This window comes from Paraperibacillus marinus, assembly GCF_046237605.1.
GTDB lineage: Bacteria > Bacillota > Bacilli > Bacillales > DSM-1321 > Paraperibacillus > Paraperibacillus marinus.
The window spans coordinates 55,309-75,974 of sequence record NZ_CP143542.1; the positions used below are offsets into that span (position 1 = coordinate 55,309).

The window sequence follows — 20,666 nt, forward strand, 5'->3', positions numbered from 1 at the left end:
ATGAAAACGGTTCATACAATACATGCACCTGCTGCTATTGGCCCCTACTCACAGGGAATCATTGTTAATAACCTATTTTTCAGTTCTGGCCAGATCCCGTTGACGGCAGAAGGAAATCTTGCAGCCGGGGATGTGCGCGATCAGACACATCAGGTGTTTTCCAATCTGAAGGCTGTTCTTGAAGAAGCGGGTGCCAGTCTCGAAACAGTGGTAAAGGCCACCGTATTCATCAAGGACATGAACGACTTTGGCGATATCAATGAAGTATATGGGGAATATTTCTCGGATCATAAGCCGGCAAGGTCTTGTGTGGAGGTTTCACGTCTGCCGAAGGATGTATTGATTGAGATTGAAGTCATTGCGCTCGTAAAATAATACGGGCGTTTTTTTTGTGGAAAAGGGGAGGAGCTGCATGTATCATGAGAGTTCCTTTCCTTGAATGGGCTGCGATTAGAAAGCTCATGGTTTTATTGGAAATTCCATCCTGTATCCAATTAGTCCTAATTTTTCTAAAAATTTTATTTTTTTAGAAGGAATTACTTAAAATGCGTTGAATTATTACTATAAGCTCAAAAAAGCTTGCCCTAAATAATTCAAGGTGGTGTAAGAAATGGAAGTAACAGATGTAAGATTACGAAGAGTAACTACCGATGGAAGAATGAGAGCGATTGCATCTATTACATTGGACAATGAGTTTGTTATTCATGACATCCGTGTAATTGACGGAAACAATGGCCTATTCGTTGCAATGCCGAGCAAGCGTACTCCAGATGGGGAATTCCGCGACATTGCACATCCTATTAACTCTTCGACTCGCAGCAAAATTCAGGATGCGGTATTAGCTGAATACCATCGTCTTGGAGAAATGGAAGTTGTTGAACTCGAAGAAGCAGGAGCTTCCTGATTTAAGGCAGATAAAAAAGAGTATAATACGCATCAAGAGCCTGCTTCCTAAGTAAGGCTCTTTTATTTGTTACCCTGGATTCCGCATTTGAAACCCCTGATTCCCCATTGTCTTCACTATTTCACCTGTTTGGTAAGATTCTGCTATTATTGAAAAATATTTGTACTTTTGTTAGTATCCTTGAAAACTACCGGCTTTTAAGATATATTCTTAATGGATAAAAAGGTAAAAACGGAGGCCTGTTATGAATAATCGCTATGCAGTTATTTTGGCTGCCGGACAGGGAACAAGGATGAAATCAAAGCTTTATAAGGTTTTACACCCTGTTTGTGGAAAGCCAATGGTAGAGCACGTAGTTGATGAAATAGCTAAACTTGATATAGAAGAAATCGTTACGGTCACAGGCCATGGAGCGGAGCTCGTAGAATCCACACTTGGATCCCGGAGCACCTATGTATTGCAGGAAAAGCAGCTGGGAACCGCCCATGCTGTCATGCAGGCGGAAGGCCTCCTGGCAGATAAGGACGGCACCACCCTGATTGTGTGCGGCGATACACCGCTGATTAAGTCAGAAACGATGGAAAGCCTTCTCAGACAGCACGAAGAAAGCGGTGCAAAGGCTTCTGTCCTCACTGCTTTTACTGAGAATCCGGCAGGGTACGGCAGGATCATCAGGAATGGTGAAGGCCTTGTTGAAAAGATTGCTGAGCATAAAGATGCCTCGGAATCAGAAAGGGCCGTAAAGGAAATCAATACAGGTACGTACTGTTTTGACAACCGGGCGTTGTTCGCGGCGCTGAAAAAGGTAACCAATGATAATTCCCAGGGGGAATACTACCTGCCCGATGTCATCAGCATCATCAAGGAAAACGACGAAACGGTTACAGCGTTCCAGACAGAAGATTTCTCGGAATCTCTTGGTGTGAATGACAGGGTGGCCCTTTCCCAGGCAGAAGCCATCATGAGGAAGAGAATCAATGAGAACCACATGCAAAATGGTGTCACCATCATCGATCCCGCGAATACTTATATTGACTCGGGCATTGAGATAGGCCGCGATACAGTCATTTACCCAGGCACCATGCTTTCAGGAAGCACGACAATCGGTGATGACTGCGTAATCGGCCCTAGCACTGAAATTAAAGATTGCGCTGTGGGGAATAATACGGTTATCCGACAGTCAGCGGCACATGAAAGCAGCATCGGATCAGATGTGAACATTGGGCCGTTCGCCCATATCCGTCCTCAATCCGATATTAATGATTCTGTGAAAATCGGCAATTTTGTCGAAATCAAGAAGGCAGTATTCGGCAAAGGCAGCAAAGCTTCTCATCTTAGCTATATCGGCGATGCCGAGGTAGGTGCTGACGTCAACATCGGCTGCGGTTCCATTACAGTCAATTATGACGGAAAAAATAAGTTCCTGACCAAGATAGAAGATGGAGTATTCATAGGCTGTAACTCCAATCTGGTGGCACCCGTGACAATAGGCGAGGGAGCCTATGTGGCAGCCGGATCCACCATAACTGAAGATGTCCCAAGTGATGCACTTTCCATTGCCCGCGCACGCCAGGTAAATAAAGAAAACTATGTCCAGCAATTAAAATTTAACAAATAACCACTGGAGGTCCAGCATGTCTAATCAGTACCTTGATCCAAAAATGAAAGTTTTCACACTCAATTCCAACCCGGGATTGGCATCGGAAATTGCGAAGTTTATAGGCGTGGAGCTTGGGAAATGTTCAGTTACACGTTTCAGCGACGGAGAAATACAAATCAATATCGAAGAAAGCATCCGCGGCTGTGATGTATTTGTCATCCAGTCGACCAGCGGCCCTGTTAACGAACATTTAATGGAATTATTGATTATGATAGATGCATTAAGACGTGCATCCGCTAAAACCATCAATATTGTGATGCCTTATTACGGATATGCCCGCCAGGATAGAAAAGCCCGTGCCCGCGAGCCGATCACAGCCAAGCTTGTAGCGAACCTTCTTGAAACGGCTGGCGCTAACCGTGTCATCACGCTGGATCTGCATGCTCCGCAGATACAAGGATTCTTTGATATCCTGATTGACCACCTCATGGGTGTACCGATCCTTGCTGATTACTTCAAAACGAAGGACCTGAAGGACATAGTCATCGTTTCACCTGACCACGGCGGTGTAACCCGTGCCAGAAAAATGGCTGACAGGCTGAAAGCGCCGATTGCCATTATTGATAAGCGCCGTCCGCGTCCAAATGTGGCAGAAGTCATGAATATTGTCGGGAATATTGAAGGGAAGACCGCCATCCTCATTGATGACATCATTGACACAGCAGGGACCATTACCCTTGCCGCCAATGCCCTTGTAGAAAACGGAGCATCAGAGGTATATGCATGCTGTACCCATCCAGTCCTTTCCGGACCGGCGATCGAACGTATAAATAACTCGAAGATCAAAGAGCTTGCGGTGACCAATTCCATCGCTCTTGCAGATGAAAAGAAAATCGGCAAGATTGTAGAACTGTCAGTAGCACCTTTAATCGGAGAAGCCATCATCCGCGTTCATGAAGAACAATCAGTAAGTACATTGTTTGATTGATGAATCATTATGAAGCCTGCCGGCTGCTTCGGCAGGCTTTTTTGCCGCCCATTTTTTCTTCTGCCTCCTGCTAAAGAGGTCTCTATGTTTAGATAGAGACCAGTTAGGGAAACGTAAAAGTATGTGCAAAAATACTTATTCGGGAAGGTGAAAGTTTATGAGCAGCAGTTTGACTGCAACAGAACGTAAGCAGCATCGTAATTCCTATTTAACTGATATCAGAAGTAAAGGAAGCATCCCGGCAGTTGTATATGGCAGAAAGAAAGAAAGCAAAGCCATAACTGTAAACAATGCAGACTTAATCAAGACACTTAAAGAGGTCGGCCGCAATGGGATCATCTCACTTGAGCTCGATGGAAGTTCCCAGCAGGTTATGCTGACTGACTATCAGACAGACCCGCTTAAAAATGAAATCCTGCATGCGGATTTCTTATATATTGATATGTCAGAATCTATTAATGCCACTGTGCGCCTTAATCTGACAGGTACAGCTCAGGGAGTCAAGGATGGAGGAGTCCTGCAGCAGGCGCTTCATGATTTGAATATCTCGGCAAAACCTCAGGAAATTCCTGAGGCGATCGAAGTGGATGTCACAGATAAAGTGGTAGGCGATACCATTTACGTAAGTGATATCAAAAATAGCTACAGCAACATTGAGATCAGCCATCAGGATGATGAGGTAATTGCCAGCATCCTTCCGCCAAGGCAAGAGGTGGAAATCAGCACCGGTGAGCAGCAGGACGGCGGAACACCTGAAAATGAAGAAGGCAGAGAAACAGAAGCATCAGAAGACTCTAAAGCTGAATAAAGCAAGTGCTGTTTAAATAAGCTATAATAGACGTACCCTTATATGGGCTGCGTCTATTTTTGATGTCTTGATGCTTAAATTATGTTATGGAGTGTTGAAGATGAAATTAATCGCCGGCCTCGGCAATCCGGGGAAGCAGTTTGATAAAACCAGGCACAATATTGGATTTGAAGTGATAGATGAATTGTCCGCCAAGTGGGGTCTGCCCTTAAACCAGTCAAAGCATAAAGGTCTATATGCCATGGGGATGGTCAACGGGGAGAAGGTTATTCTTTTGAAGCCGCTGACATACATGAACCTCTCGGGAGAGTCTGTATCGGCTGTTCTCGGATTTTATAAACTATCTGTTAAGGATCTTGTGGTTATTTATGATGATCTGGATCTCCCGCTCGGAAAACTCAGGCTTCGCCAAAAAGGCAGTGCGGGAGGGCATAATGGAATGAAATCCATCATTTCTCACCTTGGCACCCAGGAATTCAACAGAATCAGGATGGGGGTAGGACGCCCTCAGGATGGGAGAAGTGTACCGGATTTTGTTTTGAGCAGGTTTTCACGCGAAGAAGAAGCAGAAGTGAGCAAAGCGGTTGATATTTCTGCAAAAGCCTGCGAAAATTGGTTAAACAATGATTTTTTAAAGGTAATGAATACATTTAATGGATAATATATTAGCATGATCCCTATCTGTTATGGATACCGGAATACAGAAGCCTAAGTTTTTTAGCACTGTTTGTTTAATTTGCCCTGTCTGGGTTCATACTACCAAGTAGACTACCAAGCAGGGGGATTTTATATGGCTTTCCATTATAAATGCCGTCATTGCAGCACAAGCATGGGAACGATAGATGAAATACTCATTGATTCTGAGCGCTTGGGATTCCATGCACTGACAAGCCAGGAACGGCAGGAAATGATACAGACCGCCGAGAATGGCGACTATCATGTACAGTCCATATGCGAGGACTGTCAGGAAGCGCTCGAACGCAATCCCGGGATGCACCAGCAAGACTATTTAATTCAATAAACCAAAAGCTTTGGAGGACCTCCAAAGCATTTTTCTGTTTAAAAATATGGCTCTTTTTAAAATATTGTTGTTTTTTATAAGTTCTGCAAGGTGACTTTATTGTTTAACAAAGGCGACTTCCGCTTCAGGCGCGGGACTCCTGATCCGGCTGCGAGACTTTAGACCTGCAAGTCTAAGTCAATCAGTCCATGGGAAGCAGACCGCTTCCCACAGCCTGCTCGCCTTATGCTTGGCTTTCGCATAAGTGCGGCTAAGCTTCTGTCTTCTTTAACAGGTCGCTGCTTTTAATTTAGTTAATGGGTTCTATAAAATTTGCGTCTTTATTATGCACCCATTAATTTCGTTTGAAAACCACCGTTTTCCGCCTTTCTTGGAGCAGCGGGACAGGTGAGATCCCGCAGGAAAGGCCGAGGAGGCTCACCGCCCGCCCCGCGCCAAAGCAAGCGCCTAGAGCGGAAATCAGCTTTCATGTCCAGCGGCTGCAAGATTTGCAAAACAGATTATATAAAAAATCATTTCCAAACAATGTTGATTACAGCGGGCAGTATTCGCTGCCATCAATCGGTTTTCTAAGTGCAATATTTTCAAAATATAATATAAAAAGCTTTCTAACGGAAAGGAGGATTGGCCAAATGAATGATCTGCAGGGTTTACTTAAAGACAATGATGATGTGCAGTCGCTGCTAAGCGGCCTGAAGGAAGGGTTAAGGGAACAGATGGCAGCGGGTCTGTCCGGATCATCTCGCTCCATGCTGATTTCATCTGTTTATACCGAAAGACAAAAGCCTGTCCTCGTTATTACTCATAATTTGCTGCAGGCACAAAAGCTTTATGATGACTTAAGTGCTTTTCTGCCTCAAGCCGACTTATTTTTATATCCTGCCAATGAGCTGATGGCTGCTGAACTGAGTGTTTCAAGCCCGGAGCTAAGAGCGCAGAGAATCGAGGTCCTTAATCACTGGTCACAGAACCAGGGAGGGATTGTCATAGCGCCGATGGCAGGAGTGCGTAAGCTTCTGCCTCCAAAGGATGTGTGGAAGAAATTTCAGCTGTCCTTCCAGACGGGAGAAGATATCAATCTTGAGGAAACCCTCTCCAGGCTGGTTTCCATGGGGTATGTGAGGTCTGAAATGGTTTCCTCCCCTGGTGAATTTTCACTTCGCGGGGGAATTTTGGACATATATCCGCTGACTGAAACGAATCCTATAAGAATCGAACTATTTGATACGGAAGTAGATTCGATTCGTACATTTACAATTGATACACAAAGGTCACAGAAGAAACTCAAGCGGGTGGCCATAGGGCCGAGCACTGAGGCGCTGCTTCAGGACGAATCATTGGATAGGCTTATTGAACGCCTTGATTCAGGATTAAGCAGCAGTCTGAAAAAAATAAAGGACAGCAAGGCAAAAGAGCAGATGCTCCAGAATATCGGCCAGGAACTCGAGCTGTTAAGGAACGGCGCACGGCCTGAACATCTGTTCAAGTATCTGAGCCTGGCTTATGAAAGCACCGCTAGTTTGCTAGATTATCTTCCTGCTGATGGGATGGTTTTCATGGATGAAATCACAAGGATCCATGAAATCAGCGAAACCCTTGAAAAGGAAGAAGCAGAATGGTATACAAGCCTGCTTGGTGAAGGGCGGATCATCCATGATGTCCCACTCTCGCACCGGCTGCCGGAACTGCTGTACAGATCTAAGAATCCTTTGATCTATCTGTCTCTATTCTTAAGGCATGTTCCCTATACAAATCCGCAGAATATCATAAATTTCACATGCAAGCAGATGCAGAATTTCCACGGGCAGATGAACGTGTTTAAGGCAGAGATCGAGAGATGGAGAAAAGGAAATTATTCTGTCGTGGTATTGGGCCCGGACGAGGAGAGGATGAAGAAGCTCCGCAGGGTGTTTGAGGATTATGGGATTGAGGCTGCCGAGCTTGAGGACAGCAGCAGGATTCTTCCGGGCAGGCTGCAGATTGCTAAAGGGAGCCTCCACACAGGGTTTGAGCTGCCCATGCTGCGGCTGGCTGTCATAACAGAAAATGAATTGTTCAACAAGAAATCGAGAAAGCCGCCAAAGCGGCAGAAGCTGTCTAATGCGGAAAGAATTAAAAGTTACTCCGAGCTAAAGACAGGAGACTATGTAGTCCATGTCAACCATGGCATCGGCAAGTATCTCGGCCTTGAAACTCTGGTTGTCGGCGGTGTCCATAAGGATTATCTCCATGTGAGGTATCAGGGGACAGATAAGCTCTATATACCCGTAGATCAGATTGACCTCGTACAGAAGTATGTGGGTTCTGAAGGGAAAGAGCCGAAGCTGTACAAACTGGGGGGCAGTGAGTGGAAAAGGGTCAAAGGCAAGGTGGAATCCTCCGTACAGGATATTGCGGATGATCTCATTAAACTTTATGCAGCAAGGGAAGCGTCGAAAGGGTATGCCTTTTCGCCCGATACTGAAATGCAGCGTGAATTCGAAGCTGCCTTTCCCTATAGTGAAACAGACGATCAGCTAAGGTCCATCGTTGAAATCAAAAAGGACATGGAGCGTGAGCGGCCGATGGAGCGGCTCCTGTGCGGTGATGTAGGCTACGGGAAGACGGAGGTTGCCATCAGGGCTGCCTTTAAAGCCATCATGGATGGAAAACAAGTTGCCTTCCTTGTTCCCACTACGATCCTTGCCCAGCAGCATTATGAAACCATCCGTGAAAGGTTTCAGGATTTCCCCATCAATATCGGCCTGCTGAGCCGCTTCAGGTCCAGAAAACAGCAGAATGAAACGATCAAGGGGCTGAAGGCGGGGTCTGTGGACATTGTAATAGGCACCCATCGTATCCTCTCCAAGGATCTGCAGTACCGTGATCTCGGCCTCTTAATCATCGATGAGGAACAGCGGTTTGGCGTTACACATAAAGAGAAGATCAAGCAGCTGAAGACGAATGTGGATGTGCTGACATTGACAGCCACTCCTATTCCACGTACCCTTCACATGTCCATGCTTGGCGTGAGGGATCTGTCGGTCATCGAGACTCCGCCTGAGAACCGTTTCCCTGTCCAGACTTATGTGATGGAGTATAACGGAGTCCTTGTCAAAGAAGCGATAGAGCGGGAACTCGCAAGGGGCGGCCAGGTTTATTTCCTATACAACAGGGTAGAGGATATAGCAAGAAAAGCAGAAGAAATTTCCATGTTTGTGCCTGACGCAAGAGTAGTATACGCCCATGGCCAGATGTCCGAGAGCGAGCTTGAATCCGTAATGCTTGCTTTTATGGATGGTGAATATGATGTTCTGGTAAGCACCACCATCATTGAAACAGGGGTGGATATCCCGAACGTAAACACACTCATTGTGCATGATGCAGACAGAATGGGGCTTTCCCAGCTGTATCAGCTGCGCGGAAGGGTGGGCAGGTCGAACCGTGTGGCTTATGCGTACTTTACCTACCGCAAAGACAAGATTCTGACAGAGGTGGCAGAGAAGCGCCTGCAGGCTATTAAAGAATTCACTGAGCTTGGTTCGGGATTCAAGATTGCGATGCGCGATCTCTCGATCCGCGGTGCCGGCAATCTTCTCGGGGCAGCACAGCATGGATATATTGATTCGGTGGGTTTTGATTTGTATTCTCAGATGCTCAAGGAAGCAATTGATGCCCGCAAGACCGGTGAAGTGAAGGAAGAAAAGCCAGGAGTGGAGATCGACCTGGAGGTGGATGCTTATATTCCGGATGCCTATATTGCTGACGGCCACCAGAAGATTGAGATGTATAAGAGGTTCCGCGGCATTGAGACCCTGAAGGAACTCGAAGAACTGCAAAGCGAGATGCTCGACCGCTTTGGTGAATATCCTGAAGAAGTGGCACTCTTGTTCTTGATTGCCGAAACGAAGGTATATGCACTGAAGAATGGGGTAGAGCTGATCAAGCAGGCTAAGCAGGAGATCAAAATTATCATCTCGGAGAGGGCAAGCAGAGATATAGACGGCCATAAGGTGTTCCAGCTTGGCTCAAAGTACGGACGGGTAGTCGGTCTTGGCATGGAGGGTAATTCCTTGAAGATCACCCTCAACATTAAGAACACCGCCCAGGGTGTCTGGCTTAATATCATGTATGAGCTCATCCAGGGTTTGGAGGGAGCCAGAAAAGATGGCAGTGCGTCAGCGGCTTCCATACAACAGGAAAAAAAGTGAGGCATTCTGCCGCAGGCTATAACAGGCAGATTGGAAATGAACATCTAAGACGGGTTAATGCCCCTTTTATAACCCAGCGGCTTTTAAGTTCTTATGGAGCCCTGGAATAGATTAAAATCTGGCAGTAAAGTAAACGGCAAGAAGAAAAATTCCAGATAGTGTATAGAAGTTTGAAGATGAAAAATACTAAGGTCAATAACGGTGGAAATTCCAAAGTTTTCACCACTATCCAAATGATGAAAGAGAGGCAACATAAGATGAAAGCAACTGGAATCGTACGTCGAATTGATGATTTGGGAAGAGTTGTAATTCCAAAGGAAATCCGCAGGACTCTCCGCATACGAGAAGGAGATCCTCTTGAAATCTTCGTGGACAGGGACGGAGAGGTAATCTTAAAGAAATATTCGCCTATCAGCGAACTCAGTGATTTTGCAAAGGAATATGCAGAAGCTTTATATGACAGCCTGGGCAATCCCGTACTCATTTGTGACAGGGACACATTCATTGCTGTTGCGGGGGTTTCCAAAAAGGATTATTTAAACAAGAGCATCGGTGAACAGATGGAGAGAGCCATGGAAGACCGGGGTTCTATCCTTGAGACTTCTAAGGGACAGGTATCCATTGTAGATGGAAATACAGAGGATTTACAGGCTTATACCATCGGGCCGATCGTTGCCAACGGGGACCCGATCGGGGCAGTAGTGATCTTCTCCAAAGAATCTTCATTGGGAGATGTTGAGAGGAAAGCAGTTGAAACAGCTGCCGGATTCTTAGCACGCCAGATGGAATCCTAATTACATGTGAACAACCGAAAAAAGGCATCCACACGGAATGCCTTTTTTCATTTTGAATCAAGCCGGGTCCATAGGGAGTGCCGCAGTCTCCCTTAGGGCCTCAAGGACGGCGTATATGCTATAATAGGGGCATTATTGGAAGGAATTAAGGCACAAGGGGGCAGCTCCTTATCCGAAAAACCATTATCATCAACAGCAGGAAGTAGGAGAAATAGATGGCTGAAAGGCCGGATGACATATCAAGTACAGTGTTTAGAGGGGCGGCCATTCTGACTGCAGCTGCCATCCTGGTAAAGGTTCTCAGTGCCTTTTATCGAATACCTTATCAAAATTTGGCCGGTGACATCGGCTTTTATATCTATCAGCAGGTGTATCCGCTGTATGGCATAGCTCTTATTTTGTCCACCTATGGATTTCCGGTAGTTATTTCAAAGCTGATGGCAGAAAAACAGGGAAACAGCAAAGAAGCCGGAGAAATTCTGTATGTATCATTCCTCATTCTTACGGCAGTGGGACTTGCCTTTTTCTCAGCTATTTATTTCGGGGCAGGCAGTCTTGCAGCAGCAATGGGAGACAAACAGCTGACTCCGCTGCTTAAAATCAGTGCATTTCCGTTTCTGTTCATGCCGTTCATTTCGGCTGCAAGAGGAATGTTCCAGGCAGGCAATGACATGGTGCCTACCGCCGTGTCCCAAGTTTGCGAGCAGGCTGTCCGTGTATCATTCATCATCATTTTCACCATGGTTCTCCTGCGGGGAGGAGGGTCCATCTATAAGACAGGCGGCGGAGCCGTACTCGGTTCTGTCCTCGGAGCTGTCGGAAGTACCATGACGCTCCTCACCTTTTTATGGATTCGTAAATATCGAATTCCCATAAGGGTTCGTCTAACCCCCGAAAAGTTGAAAAAGGCTGCAGGATTGCTGCTTATCCAGGGGACAGCCTTCTGCCTCTCAAGCCTCCTGCTCACCCTGACACAGCTGGCAGATTCATTCAACTTATACAGCCTTCTCGTGGGTGCAGGCATGGAACCGGTGGATGCCAAGGGATTGAAGGGAGTCTTTGACCGGGGACAGCCGCTGCTCCAGCTGGGTTCAATTGCAGCGACTTCTCTGTCGATGGCCGTTGTCCCGCTAATTTCGTCTTCCCGGGCACAAAACGACATGAATTATCTAAAAGAAAAAATCAGGCTTTCCCTTAAGATTACCATCACCCTGGGTGCAGGAGCCGCAGCTGGGCTGATCTTATTAATAAAACCGGTCAATATCATGCTGTTTACAGACAGCAGCGGATCAGGGGCGCTGGCTATACTTGCCGCGACGATCCTCCCCGGTTCCCTGATCATGATCTTGTCAGTCATTCTGCAAAGCGTGGGCAGTCTGCGTTCTACCATCCTGATTATTTCAGCGGGACTGTTAACTAAGCTTGTTCTAAATATGGTGCTGGTTCCTGCCTTTAAAATTGAGGGTGCTGCCATGGCCACACTTTTCGCCTATGCTTTCATCCTTGGTGGTCTGCTTGTGTTGCTTTCCGGGAAAATGAAGCTGAAGCCTGGCAGAAAGAAGGATCTCGCTGCCTGGGTGTTCGGCTGTCTGGGAATGGCAGCTGCCCTCCTGCTGCACACCCTTTTGTTTAAGGAGCTTCAGCTGGCGGAAACAGGAAGGCTTGCAGCCAGTGTTCAGGCTATATCAGGCGTGGGAGCGGGAGGAATCGTATATATATGGATCATCGTTAAATCGGGAATTTTCCCAGAAAATGACTTGTCGCAGCTTCCCTTTGGAAGCAGATTGACTGTCTTGAACCATCATATAAATAATAAAAGGAGTTATGGCAGTGATGGCGAATGAAATAAAAGTGATTGGATTAGGAGCAGGGGACTTAAGCCAGCTGCCCTTCGGTATCTATAAGGAATTAAGGGAGGCTGGCAGCTGTTTCGTGAGAACGATGGACCATCCCGTGATTAAGGAGCTTGCTGCAGAAGGAATAACCTTTGAGAGCTTTGATTCGATATATGAAAAGCATGACAGATTTGAAGCGGTTTATGAGGAGATTTCAGAAATCCTGCTGGCTGCTGCAGAGAAACAAGATGTCCGGTATGCCGTCCCGGGGCATCCCATGGTCGCTGAGAAAACGGTTCAGCTTCTGCTTGAGAAGGGACCGGCAAGGGGTGCTGATGTGCGTATCGCAGGGGGCCAAAGCTTCCTGGATGCATTGTTTGCGGCTGCAGGATTTGATCCAATAGACGGGTTTCAGCTATTGGACGGAACAAGCCTGAGGGCGGAAGATATTATGATCAGCGGACATATCATCATTGGACAGGTTTATGATTCCTTCATTGCCTCAGAAGTAAAGCTTACTCTTATGGAAAAACTGCCGGATGATTATGAAGTCATTATCATAACAGCAGCCGGCAGCAGCAGGGAGAAGGTAAGGAAAGTCCGTCTATATGAGCTGGACCACGGAATGGAGCTTGATAACCTGACGAGTGTCTATGTGCCGCCTGTCAGGAAAGAAGAATTGTTTTACAGGGAGTTTTCAACTGCGCGGTCTATAATAGCCGCGCTTAGAGGGCCCGGCGGCTGTCCTTGGGATCAGGAACAGACGCATGAGAGCCTGAAGAAATATTTGATAGAAGAATCTTATGAACTGATCGATGCAATAGATGAAAAGGATGATGAGGCGATCATCGGGGAGCTCGGGGATGTCCTGCTTCAAGTTCTGCTTCATGCCCAGATAGGCGAAGACGAGGGCATGTTTTCGATTGCCGACGTGATCGAGAGCTTGTCTGAAAAGATGGTGAGGCGCCACCCGCATGTATTCGGGGGTTCAGCCGTCAAGAGTGCAGATGAAGCAGTAGAGAACTGGCAGAAGATAAAAGCCGAGGAGAAAGAAGCCCGGACAAGGAAAGGGCTGCTTGACGGAACCCCCAGATCCCTGCCGCAGCTACTGAAGGCATTGGATTATCAGAAGAAGGCATCAAAAGCAGGATTTGACTGGAAAGAGCCGGGCCCAATGTGGGAAAAGGTACTGGAGGAGATAGAGGAAGCCAAAGTTGAGATTGCGGCAGGAGATCCGGAACTTCTTAAGAATGAGTTTGGCGATATCCTGTTTGCCGTTGTCAATCTCTGCAGGTATTATTCCATTGATCCAGAGGCAGCTCTACAATCAACGAATAAAAAGTTTTATAACCGGTTCGCTTATATAGAGACCGCTATCCAGGAGAAACAGGGAAATTTTAAGGATTATACATTAGAACAGCTGGACGGGCTTTGGGAAGAAGCAAAAGATAAGGGATATTAACAGAGAAAGAGGGAATAGGGATGACGATGAGGCTCGATAAGTTTCTAAAGGTGTCAAGGCTGATCAAAAGGCGTACGATGGCTAAGGAAGTCGCTGACCAGGGAAGAATCACGATCAACGGCATCACGGCAAAAGCAAGCTCCAATGTGAAGGTTGGCGACGAAATGGAAGTCCGATTTGGCCAAAAGCTGGTAAAAGTAAAGATCGAAAAACTCCAGGAGAATACAAGGAAGGAAGATGCTGCAGACATGTATTCCATTGTCAGCGAGGAGCGGCTGGCTGATTAGCTTGTTCTATATTCCTCCTCTCTCACATAGATTTTTACAAAAGCTATTGTGAGGGATGTTAAATGAGCCAGTTTTATGAATCAAATGGTACTAATAATAAGTCCTCGATGCCAGATCATGATGTGATGATGAAAGGGAGGAGGCTCCTTGAAATCACAGGGGTGAAGCAGGTGGAAAGCTTTGATAACGAGGAATTTCTCCTGGAAACATCCATGGGTTTTTTATCTGTCAGGGGGCAGAACCTTCAGATGAAAAACCTGGATGTGGATAAAGGGATTGTTTCCATCAAAGGGAAGGTCTTTGACCTGGTGTATCTGGACGAGCAAAGCGGGGATAAAGCTAAAGGGTTCTTTGGCAAGCTGTTCAAATGACCCTGACTACTCAGTTTTATACTCTTCTCTCCATTATCGGCATGGGCTGTTACTTCGGTGCAGCACTTGATACGTACAACCTTTTCCTAAAGCGCTCAAAGAGAAAGAGCTGGGTGGTGTTCATCAACGATTTCCTTTTTTGGGTTGCCCAGGGCCTGATCATATTCTATGTTCTATTCCTTGTAAATGAGGGAGATCTGAGGTTTTATCTCTTTTTGGCCCTGCTATGCGGCTTTGCTGCCTATCAGGCCCTCTTTAAGAAAAGCTATTTGAGAGTGCTGAGGGCCGTTGTTTCCATCGTAAGGAAACTGTTCCAATTTTTAGTTAACCTGGTCCTTCTAATTGTCTTTAAACCAATCAGCTGGATCCTGCTGACCGCCGCCGCAATTTTGTTAACTTTGGCAAAGGGACTTTTTTCCCTTGCCAAATTCCTTCTAAAACCTTTATTATCTATTATAAAGGGACTACTAATACCCTTTTTCTGGATTGCGCGAAAATTGGGCGGATTCATGCCGAAGGCTGTCAAATCAAGGATATTGGAGTTCCTTCGAAAAGGGCGCCGCATTTTTCGGGCTATCGGAAGATCTGTGCTGGACCGGGTCAAAAGAACTAAAAAATAAATGAGGGGAGTGAGAGAGATGAGTGATTCTAATAAACGGAATGTTTCCAAGATAGATACTGATTATGTGACGCAGCAAGAAAAACAGATCCAAACCGTAGAAAGAAGAAAGCGGGGGCTTATCCGCAGGCTTACTGCCTTTGGAGTGATTGCCGCCGTACTGTCTTGTCTGCTCATATCCACTCTTGTATCTCAAGCGGCTGTCCTGGAACAGAAAAAAGAGCAAAGAACAAAGCTTAAGGGCGATCTCTCACGTCTTGAAAAAAGGGAGAAGGACCTTAAGGATGAAATTGTAAAGCTGAATGACGATGAATATATAGCTAAGCTGGCAAGGCGGGATTATTTCCTTTCTGACAAAGGTGAAATTATTTTTAATTTACCAAAAAAGAAAGAAGACAGTGACTCTTATTGACACTGTTTTTTTTCTTTAGCTATAATATAGAGTAAAGATGATTTTTTAAATTCTAAGGAGGAACATTTTTTTTATGTCAATCGAAGTAGGCAGCAAGCTACAAGGAAAAGTAACAGGGATTACAAATTTCGGGGCATTTGTGGAGCTGCCGGAAGGCTCAACTGGACTAGTCCATATCAGTGAAGTGGCGGACAACTACGTAAAAGATATCAACGACCATTTAAAAGTTGGGGATACAGTTGAAGTAAAGGTCATCAATGTTGAGAAAGACGGCAAGATCGGCCTGTCCATCAAAAAGGCAATCGATCGTCCAGAAAGTGCAGCCCCGGCATATACTCCACGCCCAAGACAGGGCCGGAGCAATGACAGCAGGGGCCGGGATAATAATCGCGGACCTAGAGACAGCTTCCGTCCCAAGGAGAATTTTGAGACAAAGATGGCTAAGTTTTTGAAGGATAGTGAAGACCGTCTGGCTACTCTTAAACGAAGTACTGAAACCAAGCGTGGCGGAAGAGGCGGAAGACGCGGATAACTTGCTGCTGAACCTAGAGTAAAGAAATTTCCGATGAGACTTTCATATAAATAAAGAAGCTGGCAGTCCCTGCAGCTTCTTTTTTTGCATACAAAAGCATAAAACAGGTATACCAGGAAGATCAATGAATGTGCACATGCAGGAAGCCTCCTGAAACATGCAGCTCCGCCCCTTTTCCACAAAAAAAACAGCATGGATTAGGATCCATGCTGTTTTTTGCGATAGCGGCAGAGGGGATCGAACCCCCGACCTCACGGGTATGAACCGTACGCTCTAGCCAGCTGAGCTACGCCGCCAAAATAATATGCCGAAGCACAAAATCTATCTTAACCAGAATGCAGAAGTTTGTCAATGAATTTTAAAACAAACGGAATTTTTAGAAATTACACTTTTTCTGACCGAAATACCGCAATGATTCTTTCCTTTTTGTTCTGCCGCCGGCTGTTTTTTATATAACAGGAAGGAGTTCCTGTAAAGATATGATTATTTTAAGAGAAAACAGTCGAACGTTTCTCTCAAACACTTTCTTGATTTTGACAAAAAACAAGGGCTGTCCCATTTATAATCAAAACATATCAAAAACAGGGAGTGTTGGGAATGGAAAAGGTAGAACGGAGTCTGGCAGATACAGTCACGGAGCTGAATATAAAAGACGCCAAAGTGGGCGCGGTTAACTGGTTCCAGGATCTGCACGCCAAATTGGAGGAAGTGATATTCAAGCGGGGCCTGCTCCTCGGGCTGATCGGCTTTCTGCTTGGAAGGGCACTGATCCTTTCCCAGCTGTCCCCATTCAGCATCCCCTTTTTCGCAGCGGTCTATATGATGAGGAGGGACAGGGCGCCGTTTGCTTTAGCCGGGCTGATTGCCGGAGCGGTAACCATCCATATTTCTAATGGGGTAGTAGTATTTGCCGCAGCCTTTCTCATGATGCTCCTGTATAAGATAAAAGAGCCGCAGGCCGCCGGGCGGTTTCAGGCGATAGCGCTCTATGTCTTTCTATCACTTTCAGCTGTAAGGGCAGCAGAGCAGCTTATCCTGGGCGGCAGCTTCAAGCTTTATGACGGTTTGATGATCGGGGTCGAAGCCGGCCTGGCCGCCATCCTTTCTCTGATCTTCGCCCAATCAATACCTCTAATTTCAATAAGGAGGAAAGCACATTCCTTTAAGACGGAAGAAGTAATAAGCATTATTATCCTGCTGGCCTCGGTTATGACCGGGACAATCGGCTGGACCATTTACGGACTCTCAATGGAACATATCCTCTCCCGCTATCTTGTGCTCCTATTTGCCCTCTCAGGCGGTGCGGCAATCGGTTCAACCGTCGGGGTGGTCACCGGCCTCATTTTCAGCCTTGCCAATGTTTCGAGCCTGTATCAGATGAGCCTTCTCGCTTTCTCGGGACTCCTTGGAGGCCTTTTAAAGGATGGCAAAAAAATCGGAGCATCCCTCGGGCTTGGGGTGGCAACCCTTTTAATTGGATTGTATGGAGAAGGGGTCACAAACTTAGCTCTCACCCTGTATGAAACGCTTGCTGCGATCACACTTGTCATGCTGACGCCTTCCGAATTGATTTTGAAGATTGCGAAGCATATACCAGGCACGGCTGAATATAGCAATGAACAGCAATTATATATGAGAAAGGTCAGGGATGTTACGGCAAAGAGAGTGTCACAGTTTTCCAATGTGTTTGAGGCCTTGTCCAATAGTTTCTCGCATGTGGACGGGCCGATCGAAGAAGACAGAGACGAGGAAAAGAGGGTTGACTATTTATTAAGCAATGTTACTGAAAAGACCTGTCAGACCTGTCATCGTAAGGAACACTGCTGGACCAGGAACTTTAATTATACCTATGAAAGCATGGGGGAGATTATGTATAGCCTGGAGGCTGGGGGAGGGCAGGTCAGCCCGAAGCTTGAGAGAGAGTGGAAAAAGAATTGCACCCGCTCTGAAAAGGTGATTGATGCCATTGCCCAGGAACTCTCTGCTTCCCAGGCAAGCGATAAACTGAAAAAACAGATTCAGGAAAGCCGGAAGCTGGTTGCCGACCAGCTGAAAGGTGTTTCGGAAGTGATGGAGGACTTTGCGAAGGAAATTCGAAGGGAAAGGAAAAATCACCATCTGCAGGAGGAGCAGATACTCGAGGAGGTCCGGAACTTCGGGCTCCCGATTAACGGGATTGAGATATACAGCCTCGAGCAGGGAAATGTAGATATTGACATAAGCACACCTTACTGCCATGGAAGAGGGGAGTGCGAGAAGCTGATCGCTCCGATGCTGACGGACATACTGGGAGAGTCCATCGTTGTGCATTCAGAGGACTGCGCCTCCTTCCCGGGGGGAACCTGTCATGTCACGTTCCGGTCTGCCAAGAAATTTACTGTGGAAACAGGGGTAGCCCATGCAGCGAAGGGAGGCGGACTTGTTTCAGGCGACAGCTATACTACCATGGATATCGGCTTTGGAAAGTATGCGATAGCCATAAGCGATGGCATGGGCAATGGGGAGAGGGCACATCATGAAAGCAGTGAAACCCTGCAGCTGCTGCAAAAGATCCTTCTCTCCGGCATTGAAGAAAAAATTGCCATCAAATCGGTGAATTCCGTCCTCTCTCTAAGAACCACAGATGAAATATTTTCAACCCTCGACCTCGCCATGATTGATTTGCATGATGCAAAAGCCAGATTTTTGAAAATATGTTCAATACCAAGCTTTATAAAGCGTGGCGATAAAGTGATCAAAGTCGAATCAGACAATCTGCCGATGGGCATGTTCACGGAATTTGATGTTGAGGTAGTGAGCGAACAGCTGAAGGCAGGCGATCTCGTCATCATGATGAGCGATGGAATCTTCGACGGACCGTCACACTTTGAAAACTTTGAGTTCTGGATGAAGCGGAAGCTAAAAGAAATGCAGACAGAGGATCCTCAAGAAATTGCGGATTTAATCCTGGAGGAGGTCATCCGCCGAAAGGGAAGCATTGATGACGATATCACGATTGTTACAGCGAAGGTGAATCATAACACGCCTAAGTGGGCTGCGATTCCGGTATTCTCCGGCAGGAAGAAAGCGCAGTAAGATACTCGCCCCTTTCCTTTTTGACAGGTATACATCTCTCTTATTTAGTCGAAGATGGAACTAAATAAAGCGAGAGGGAGTGTTCTTATGAATCCAGGTACTTTAAGACAAATTCTCCTCCTGACAGACGGCTGCTCAAATCATGGGGAAGATCCTTCTTCAATGGCTGCTCTGGCGAGGGAGCAGGGCATTGTGGTCAATGTAATCGGCGTGGTAGAACAGGATGTTATTGATGAAAAAGGAATGCAGGAAATAGAAGCCATTGCCCAGGCAGGCGGCGGCGTCAGCCAGGTGGTCTACAGCTCACAGCTTTCCCAGACCGTCCAGATGGTTACGAGAAAAGCGATGACCCAGACAATCCAGGGTGTTGTGAACAAGGAGCTTCAGCAGATTCTCGGGCGCTCTAAGTCCATTGAAGACCTTCCGCCGGAAAAAAGGGGCGAGGTGATTGAAGTGGTGGACGAGCTTGGGGAAACTGCGGGTCTCGAGGTGCTGGTTCTTGTAGATACCAGTGCAAGCATGAAGCACAAGCTGCCCACAGTAAAAGAGGCCCTCCTGGATTTGTCTTTGAGCCTGAATGCAAGAATGGGAGATAATAAGTTTTCTGTCTTTGTATTTCCCGGGAAAAAGTCAGAGGCGGAAAGACTGCTTGAATGGACACCGAGGCTTGAGTCCCTCACCAAAATCTTTCCCAAGCTTTCGACTGGCGGCATGACACCAACAGGACCGGCGCTAAGGGAAGCACTGTCCTATTTCAAGAAAAAACGCTCATTAAGGAGTCTGTTATCAAATGATGATGAACGATTCTTTGAGGAATCAGTGTAAGGCGCCGCCCGGAACCATCATCAAAGGCAAGTGGTATAAGGAAGAATATACAATCATCAGAGAGCTGGGCTATGGTGCCAATGGCATTGTCTATCTGGCCGGCCGCGAGGGGCAGGAAGTCGCCCTTAAGGTGAGTGACAATAGCATGTCCATCAGCTCGGAGATGAACATCCTTAAATCGTTTACCAAGGTCCAGGGTGCAGCCCTAGGGCCTTCTTTGTTGAGTGCCGATGACTGGGTAAGGGCCGGGAAGACACTCCCTTTTTATGTGATGGAATATATAAAAGGCGATACATATCTGGATTTCCTGAAATATAAGGGAACATACTGGGCTCCTATACTGGCCCTGCAGCTTTTAAAAAACCTTTCCCAGCTTCATAATTCAGGCTGGGTCTTTGGAGACTTAAAACCAGAGAATTTAATCGTAAGCATGCCATCCTGCCAGGTACGCTGTGTCGATGTAGGAGGGACCACCCTGATCGGCAGGTCCATCAAAGAGTTCACGGAATTCTTTGACCGCGGGTACTGGGGCCTCGGGTCAAGGAGGGCTGAGCCTTCATATGACCTGTTTGCGGTGGCGATGATATTCATTAATTCCCATTATCCAAAGCGGTTCAACAGAAAAGGAGATGGCTATGCCCAGCTTTCAGCGGCAATCGGGAACGTCCCGGAGCTTAAAGGCTATGAACGCATCCTGGACAAAGCACTCCTCGGAAAATATCATTCAGCGGCTGAGATGAGACAGGAACTGCTGGATGCCGCCCAGCCCCGTTCCGAAATGAAGGCGGCGGGGCCCCGGTCAGGCAGGACCATGGTCAGCAGGAAAAAGGGAACTCCGGCGAAGAAAAAAGGCGGGATTATGGAATCCTTTGTCCTTGTGGTTTTGATTACTTTTATATATATTGTTTATATTTACACGAAGATAATGTGAACCTCAGGGGAA

The 20,666-nt window shown here is 46.6% G+C and carries 19 protein-coding genes and 1 tRNA gene; 19 read left to right on the forward strand and 1 reads right to left on the reverse strand.

Going from position 1 to position 20,666, the window contains the following annotated elements; translation table 11 throughout:
• The 16 genes from V1498_RS00275 to V1498_RS00350 all read left to right on the forward strand — a co-directional run bounded on the left by V1498_RS00275 (position 1) and on the right by V1498_RS00350 (position 15,823).
• Complete coding sequence (locus tag V1498_RS00275) at positions 1–375, forward strand: RidA family protein (protein WP_409296410.1); 375 nt, start codon at positions 1–3, stop codon at positions 373–375.
• A 235-nt stretch (positions 376–610) separates the two neighbouring features.
• Positions 611–904 carry a septation regulator SpoVG gene (gene spoVG / locus V1498_RS00280; RefSeq protein WP_026693222.1) on the forward strand — a complete coding sequence of 98 codons (294 nt, stop codon included), beginning with the start codon at positions 611–613 and terminating at the stop codon, positions 902–904.
• Between the two features lie 244 nt (positions 905–1,148).
• Positions 1,149–2,522, forward strand: a complete 1,374-nt coding sequence (gene glmU / locus V1498_RS00285; protein WP_409296411.1) for a bifunctional UDP-N-acetylglucosamine diphosphorylase/glucosamine-1-phosphate N-acetyltransferase GlmU — start codon at positions 1,149–1,151, stop codon at positions 2,520–2,522.
• Between the two features lie 16 nt (positions 2,523–2,538).
• Entirely contained in the window at positions 2,539–3,492 is a 954-nt protein-coding gene (locus V1498_RS00290) for a ribose-phosphate diphosphokinase (RefSeq protein WP_409296412.1), read from the forward strand.
• 157 nt (positions 3,493–3,649) lie between these two features.
• Positions 3,650–4,300: a 50S ribosomal protein L25/general stress protein Ctc gene (locus V1498_RS00295; RefSeq protein ID WP_409296413.1), complete on the forward strand. Its 651-nt coding sequence runs from the start codon at positions 3,650–3,652 to the stop codon at positions 4,298–4,300.
• A gap of 100 nt (positions 4,301–4,400) precedes the next feature.
• Positions 4,401–4,961 carry an aminoacyl-tRNA hydrolase gene (gene pth / locus V1498_RS00300; protein WP_409296414.1) on the forward strand — a complete coding sequence of 187 codons (561 nt, stop codon included), beginning with the start codon at positions 4,401–4,403 and terminating at the stop codon, positions 4,959–4,961.
• Positions 4,962–5,090: 129 nt separating this feature from the next.
• A complete protein-coding gene (locus tag V1498_RS00305; protein WP_409296415.1) occupies positions 5,091–5,321 on the forward strand; it encodes an anti-sigma-F factor Fin in 231 nt (76 codons plus the stop codon).
• Between the two features lie 632 nt (positions 5,322–5,953).
• A complete protein-coding gene (mfd, locus tag V1498_RS00310; protein WP_409296416.1) occupies positions 5,954–9,511 on the forward strand; it encodes a transcription-repair coupling factor in 3,558 nt (1,185 codons plus the stop codon).
• Positions 9,512–9,768: 257 nt separating this feature from the next.
• Entirely contained in the window at positions 9,769–10,305 is a 537-nt protein-coding gene (gene spoVT / locus V1498_RS00315; RefSeq protein ID WP_409296417.1) for a stage V sporulation protein T, read from the forward strand.
• A 215-nt stretch (positions 10,306–10,520) separates the two neighbouring features.
• Positions 10,521–12,149 (forward strand): oligosaccharide flippase family protein, encoded by a 1,629-nt coding sequence (locus V1498_RS00320; protein WP_409296418.1) that lies wholly within the window; start codon positions 10,521–10,523, stop codon positions 12,147–12,149.
• Positions 12,139–13,602 carry a nucleoside triphosphate pyrophosphohydrolase gene (mazG, locus tag V1498_RS00325; RefSeq protein WP_409296419.1) on the forward strand — a complete coding sequence of 488 codons (1,464 nt, stop codon included), beginning with the start codon at positions 12,139–12,141 and terminating at the stop codon, positions 13,600–13,602. The genes V1498_RS00320 and mazG overlap by 11 nt, the downstream gene beginning before the upstream one ends.
• Positions 13,603–13,628: 26 nt before the next feature.
• The gene (locus tag V1498_RS00330) at positions 13,629–13,889 is read left to right on the forward strand and encodes an RNA-binding S4 domain-containing protein (protein ID WP_409299071.1); all 261 of its coding nucleotides are present in this window, start codon (positions 13,629–13,631) and stop codon (positions 13,887–13,889) included.
• A gap of 62 nt (positions 13,890–13,951) precedes the next feature.
• The gene (yabP, locus tag V1498_RS00335) at positions 13,952–14,260 is read left to right on the forward strand and encodes a sporulation protein YabP (RefSeq protein ID WP_409296420.1); all 309 of its coding nucleotides are present in this window, start codon (positions 13,952–13,954) and stop codon (positions 14,258–14,260) included.
• Positions 14,257–14,880, forward strand: coding sequence for a spore cortex biosynthesis protein YabQ (yabQ, locus tag V1498_RS00340; RefSeq protein ID WP_409296421.1), 624 nt, complete (start codon positions 14,257–14,259; stop codon positions 14,878–14,880). Before yabP ends, yabQ begins: the two co-directional genes overlap by 4 nt.
• Positions 14,881–14,898: 18 nt before the next feature.
• Entirely contained in the window at positions 14,899–15,291 is a 393-nt protein-coding gene (locus V1498_RS00345; protein WP_409296422.1) for an FtsB family cell division protein, read from the forward strand.
• 73 nt (positions 15,292–15,364) lie between these two features.
• The gene (locus V1498_RS00350; protein ID WP_409296423.1) at positions 15,365–15,823 is read left to right on the forward strand and encodes a S1 domain-containing RNA-binding protein; all 459 of its coding nucleotides are present in this window, start codon (positions 15,365–15,367) and stop codon (positions 15,821–15,823) included.
• 222 nt (positions 15,824–16,045) lie between these two features.
• On the opposite strand, the gene V1498_RS00355 is transcribed toward V1498_RS00350, so the two are convergent.
• Positions 16,046–16,119 (reverse strand) — tRNA-Met (locus V1498_RS00355).
• A 301-nt stretch (positions 16,120–16,420) separates the two neighbouring features.
• Between V1498_RS00355 and spoIIE the strand changes: the two genes are divergently transcribed.
• From spoIIE to V1498_RS00370, 3 genes are all read left to right on the forward strand, one after another.
• A complete protein-coding gene (spoIIE, locus tag V1498_RS00360) occupies positions 16,421–18,898 on the forward strand; it encodes a stage II sporulation protein E (RefSeq protein WP_409296424.1) in 2,478 nt (825 codons plus the stop codon).
• Positions 18,899–18,985: 87 nt separating this feature from the next.
• Entirely contained in the window at positions 18,986–19,723 is a 738-nt protein-coding gene (locus V1498_RS00365) for a VWA domain-containing protein (RefSeq protein ID WP_409296425.1), read from the forward strand.
• On the forward strand, positions 19,689–20,654 hold the full coding sequence (locus V1498_RS00370) for a protein kinase domain-containing protein (protein WP_409296426.1): 966 nt from the start codon (positions 19,689–19,691) through the stop codon (positions 20,652–20,654). The genes V1498_RS00365 and V1498_RS00370 overlap by 35 nt, the downstream gene beginning before the upstream one ends.
• The last annotated feature ends 12 nt before the right edge of the window (positions 20,655–20,666 follow it).

What these genes read in the sequence shown, in the direction of transcription:
- spoVT (WP_409296417.1), top strand. Translation starts at nt 9,769, where the DNA reads ATGAAAGCAACTGGAATCGTACGTCGAATTGATGATTTGGGAAGAGTT.
- yabP (WP_409296420.1), top strand. Translation starts at nt 13,952, where the DNA reads ATGAGCCAGTTTTATGAATCAAATGGTACTAATAATAAGTCCTCGATG.
- spoVG (WP_026693222.1), top strand. Translation starts at nt 611, where the DNA reads ATGGAAGTAACAGATGTAAGATTACGAAGAGTAACTACCGATGGAAGA.
- pth (WP_409296414.1), top strand. Translation starts at nt 4,401, where the DNA reads ATGAAATTAATCGCCGGCCTCGGCAATCCGGGGAAGCAGTTTGATAAA.
- V1498_RS00320 (WP_409296418.1), top strand. Translation starts at nt 10,521, where the DNA reads ATGGCTGAAAGGCCGGATGACATATCAAGTACAGTGTTTAGAGGGGCG.
- V1498_RS00305 (WP_409296415.1), top strand. Translation starts at nt 5,091, where the DNA reads ATGGCTTTCCATTATAAATGCCGTCATTGCAGCACAAGCATGGGAACG.
- V1498_RS00330 (WP_409299071.1), top strand. Translation starts at nt 13,629, where the DNA reads ATGAGGCTCGATAAGTTTCTAAAGGTGTCAAGGCTGATCAAAAGGCGT.
- V1498_RS00290 (WP_409296412.1), top strand. Translation starts at nt 2,539, where the DNA reads ATGTCTAATCAGTACCTTGATCCAAAAATGAAAGTTTTCACACTCAAT.
- mazG (WP_409296419.1), top strand. Translation starts at nt 12,139, where the DNA reads ATGGCGAATGAAATAAAAGTGATTGGATTAGGAGCAGGGGACTTAAGC.
- spoIIE (WP_409296424.1), top strand. Translation starts at nt 16,421, where the DNA reads ATGGAAAAGGTAGAACGGAGTCTGGCAGATACAGTCACGGAGCTGAAT.
- V1498_RS00275 (WP_409296410.1), top strand. Translation starts at nt 1, where the DNA reads ATGAAAACGGTTCATACAATACATGCACCTGCTGCTATTGGCCCCTAC.
- mfd (WP_409296416.1), top strand. Translation starts at nt 5,954, where the DNA reads ATGAATGATCTGCAGGGTTTACTTAAAGACAATGATGATGTGCAGTCG.
- V1498_RS00350 (WP_409296423.1), top strand. Translation starts at nt 15,365, where the DNA reads ATGTCAATCGAAGTAGGCAGCAAGCTACAAGGAAAAGTAACAGGGATT.
- V1498_RS00295 (WP_409296413.1), top strand. Translation starts at nt 3,650, where the DNA reads ATGAGCAGCAGTTTGACTGCAACAGAACGTAAGCAGCATCGTAATTCC.
- V1498_RS00345 (WP_409296422.1), top strand. Translation starts at nt 14,899, where the DNA reads ATGAGTGATTCTAATAAACGGAATGTTTCCAAGATAGATACTGATTAT.
- glmU (WP_409296411.1), top strand. Translation starts at nt 1,149, where the DNA reads ATGAATAATCGCTATGCAGTTATTTTGGCTGCCGGACAGGGAACAAGG.
- V1498_RS00365 (WP_409296425.1), top strand. Translation starts at nt 18,986, where the DNA reads ATGAATCCAGGTACTTTAAGACAAATTCTCCTCCTGACAGACGGCTGC.
- V1498_RS00370 (WP_409296426.1), top strand. Translation starts at nt 19,689, where the DNA reads ATGATGATGAACGATTCTTTGAGGAATCAGTGTAAGGCGCCGCCCGGA.
- yabQ (WP_409296421.1), top strand. Translation starts at nt 14,257, where the DNA reads ATGACCCTGACTACTCAGTTTTATACTCTTCTCTCCATTATCGGCATG.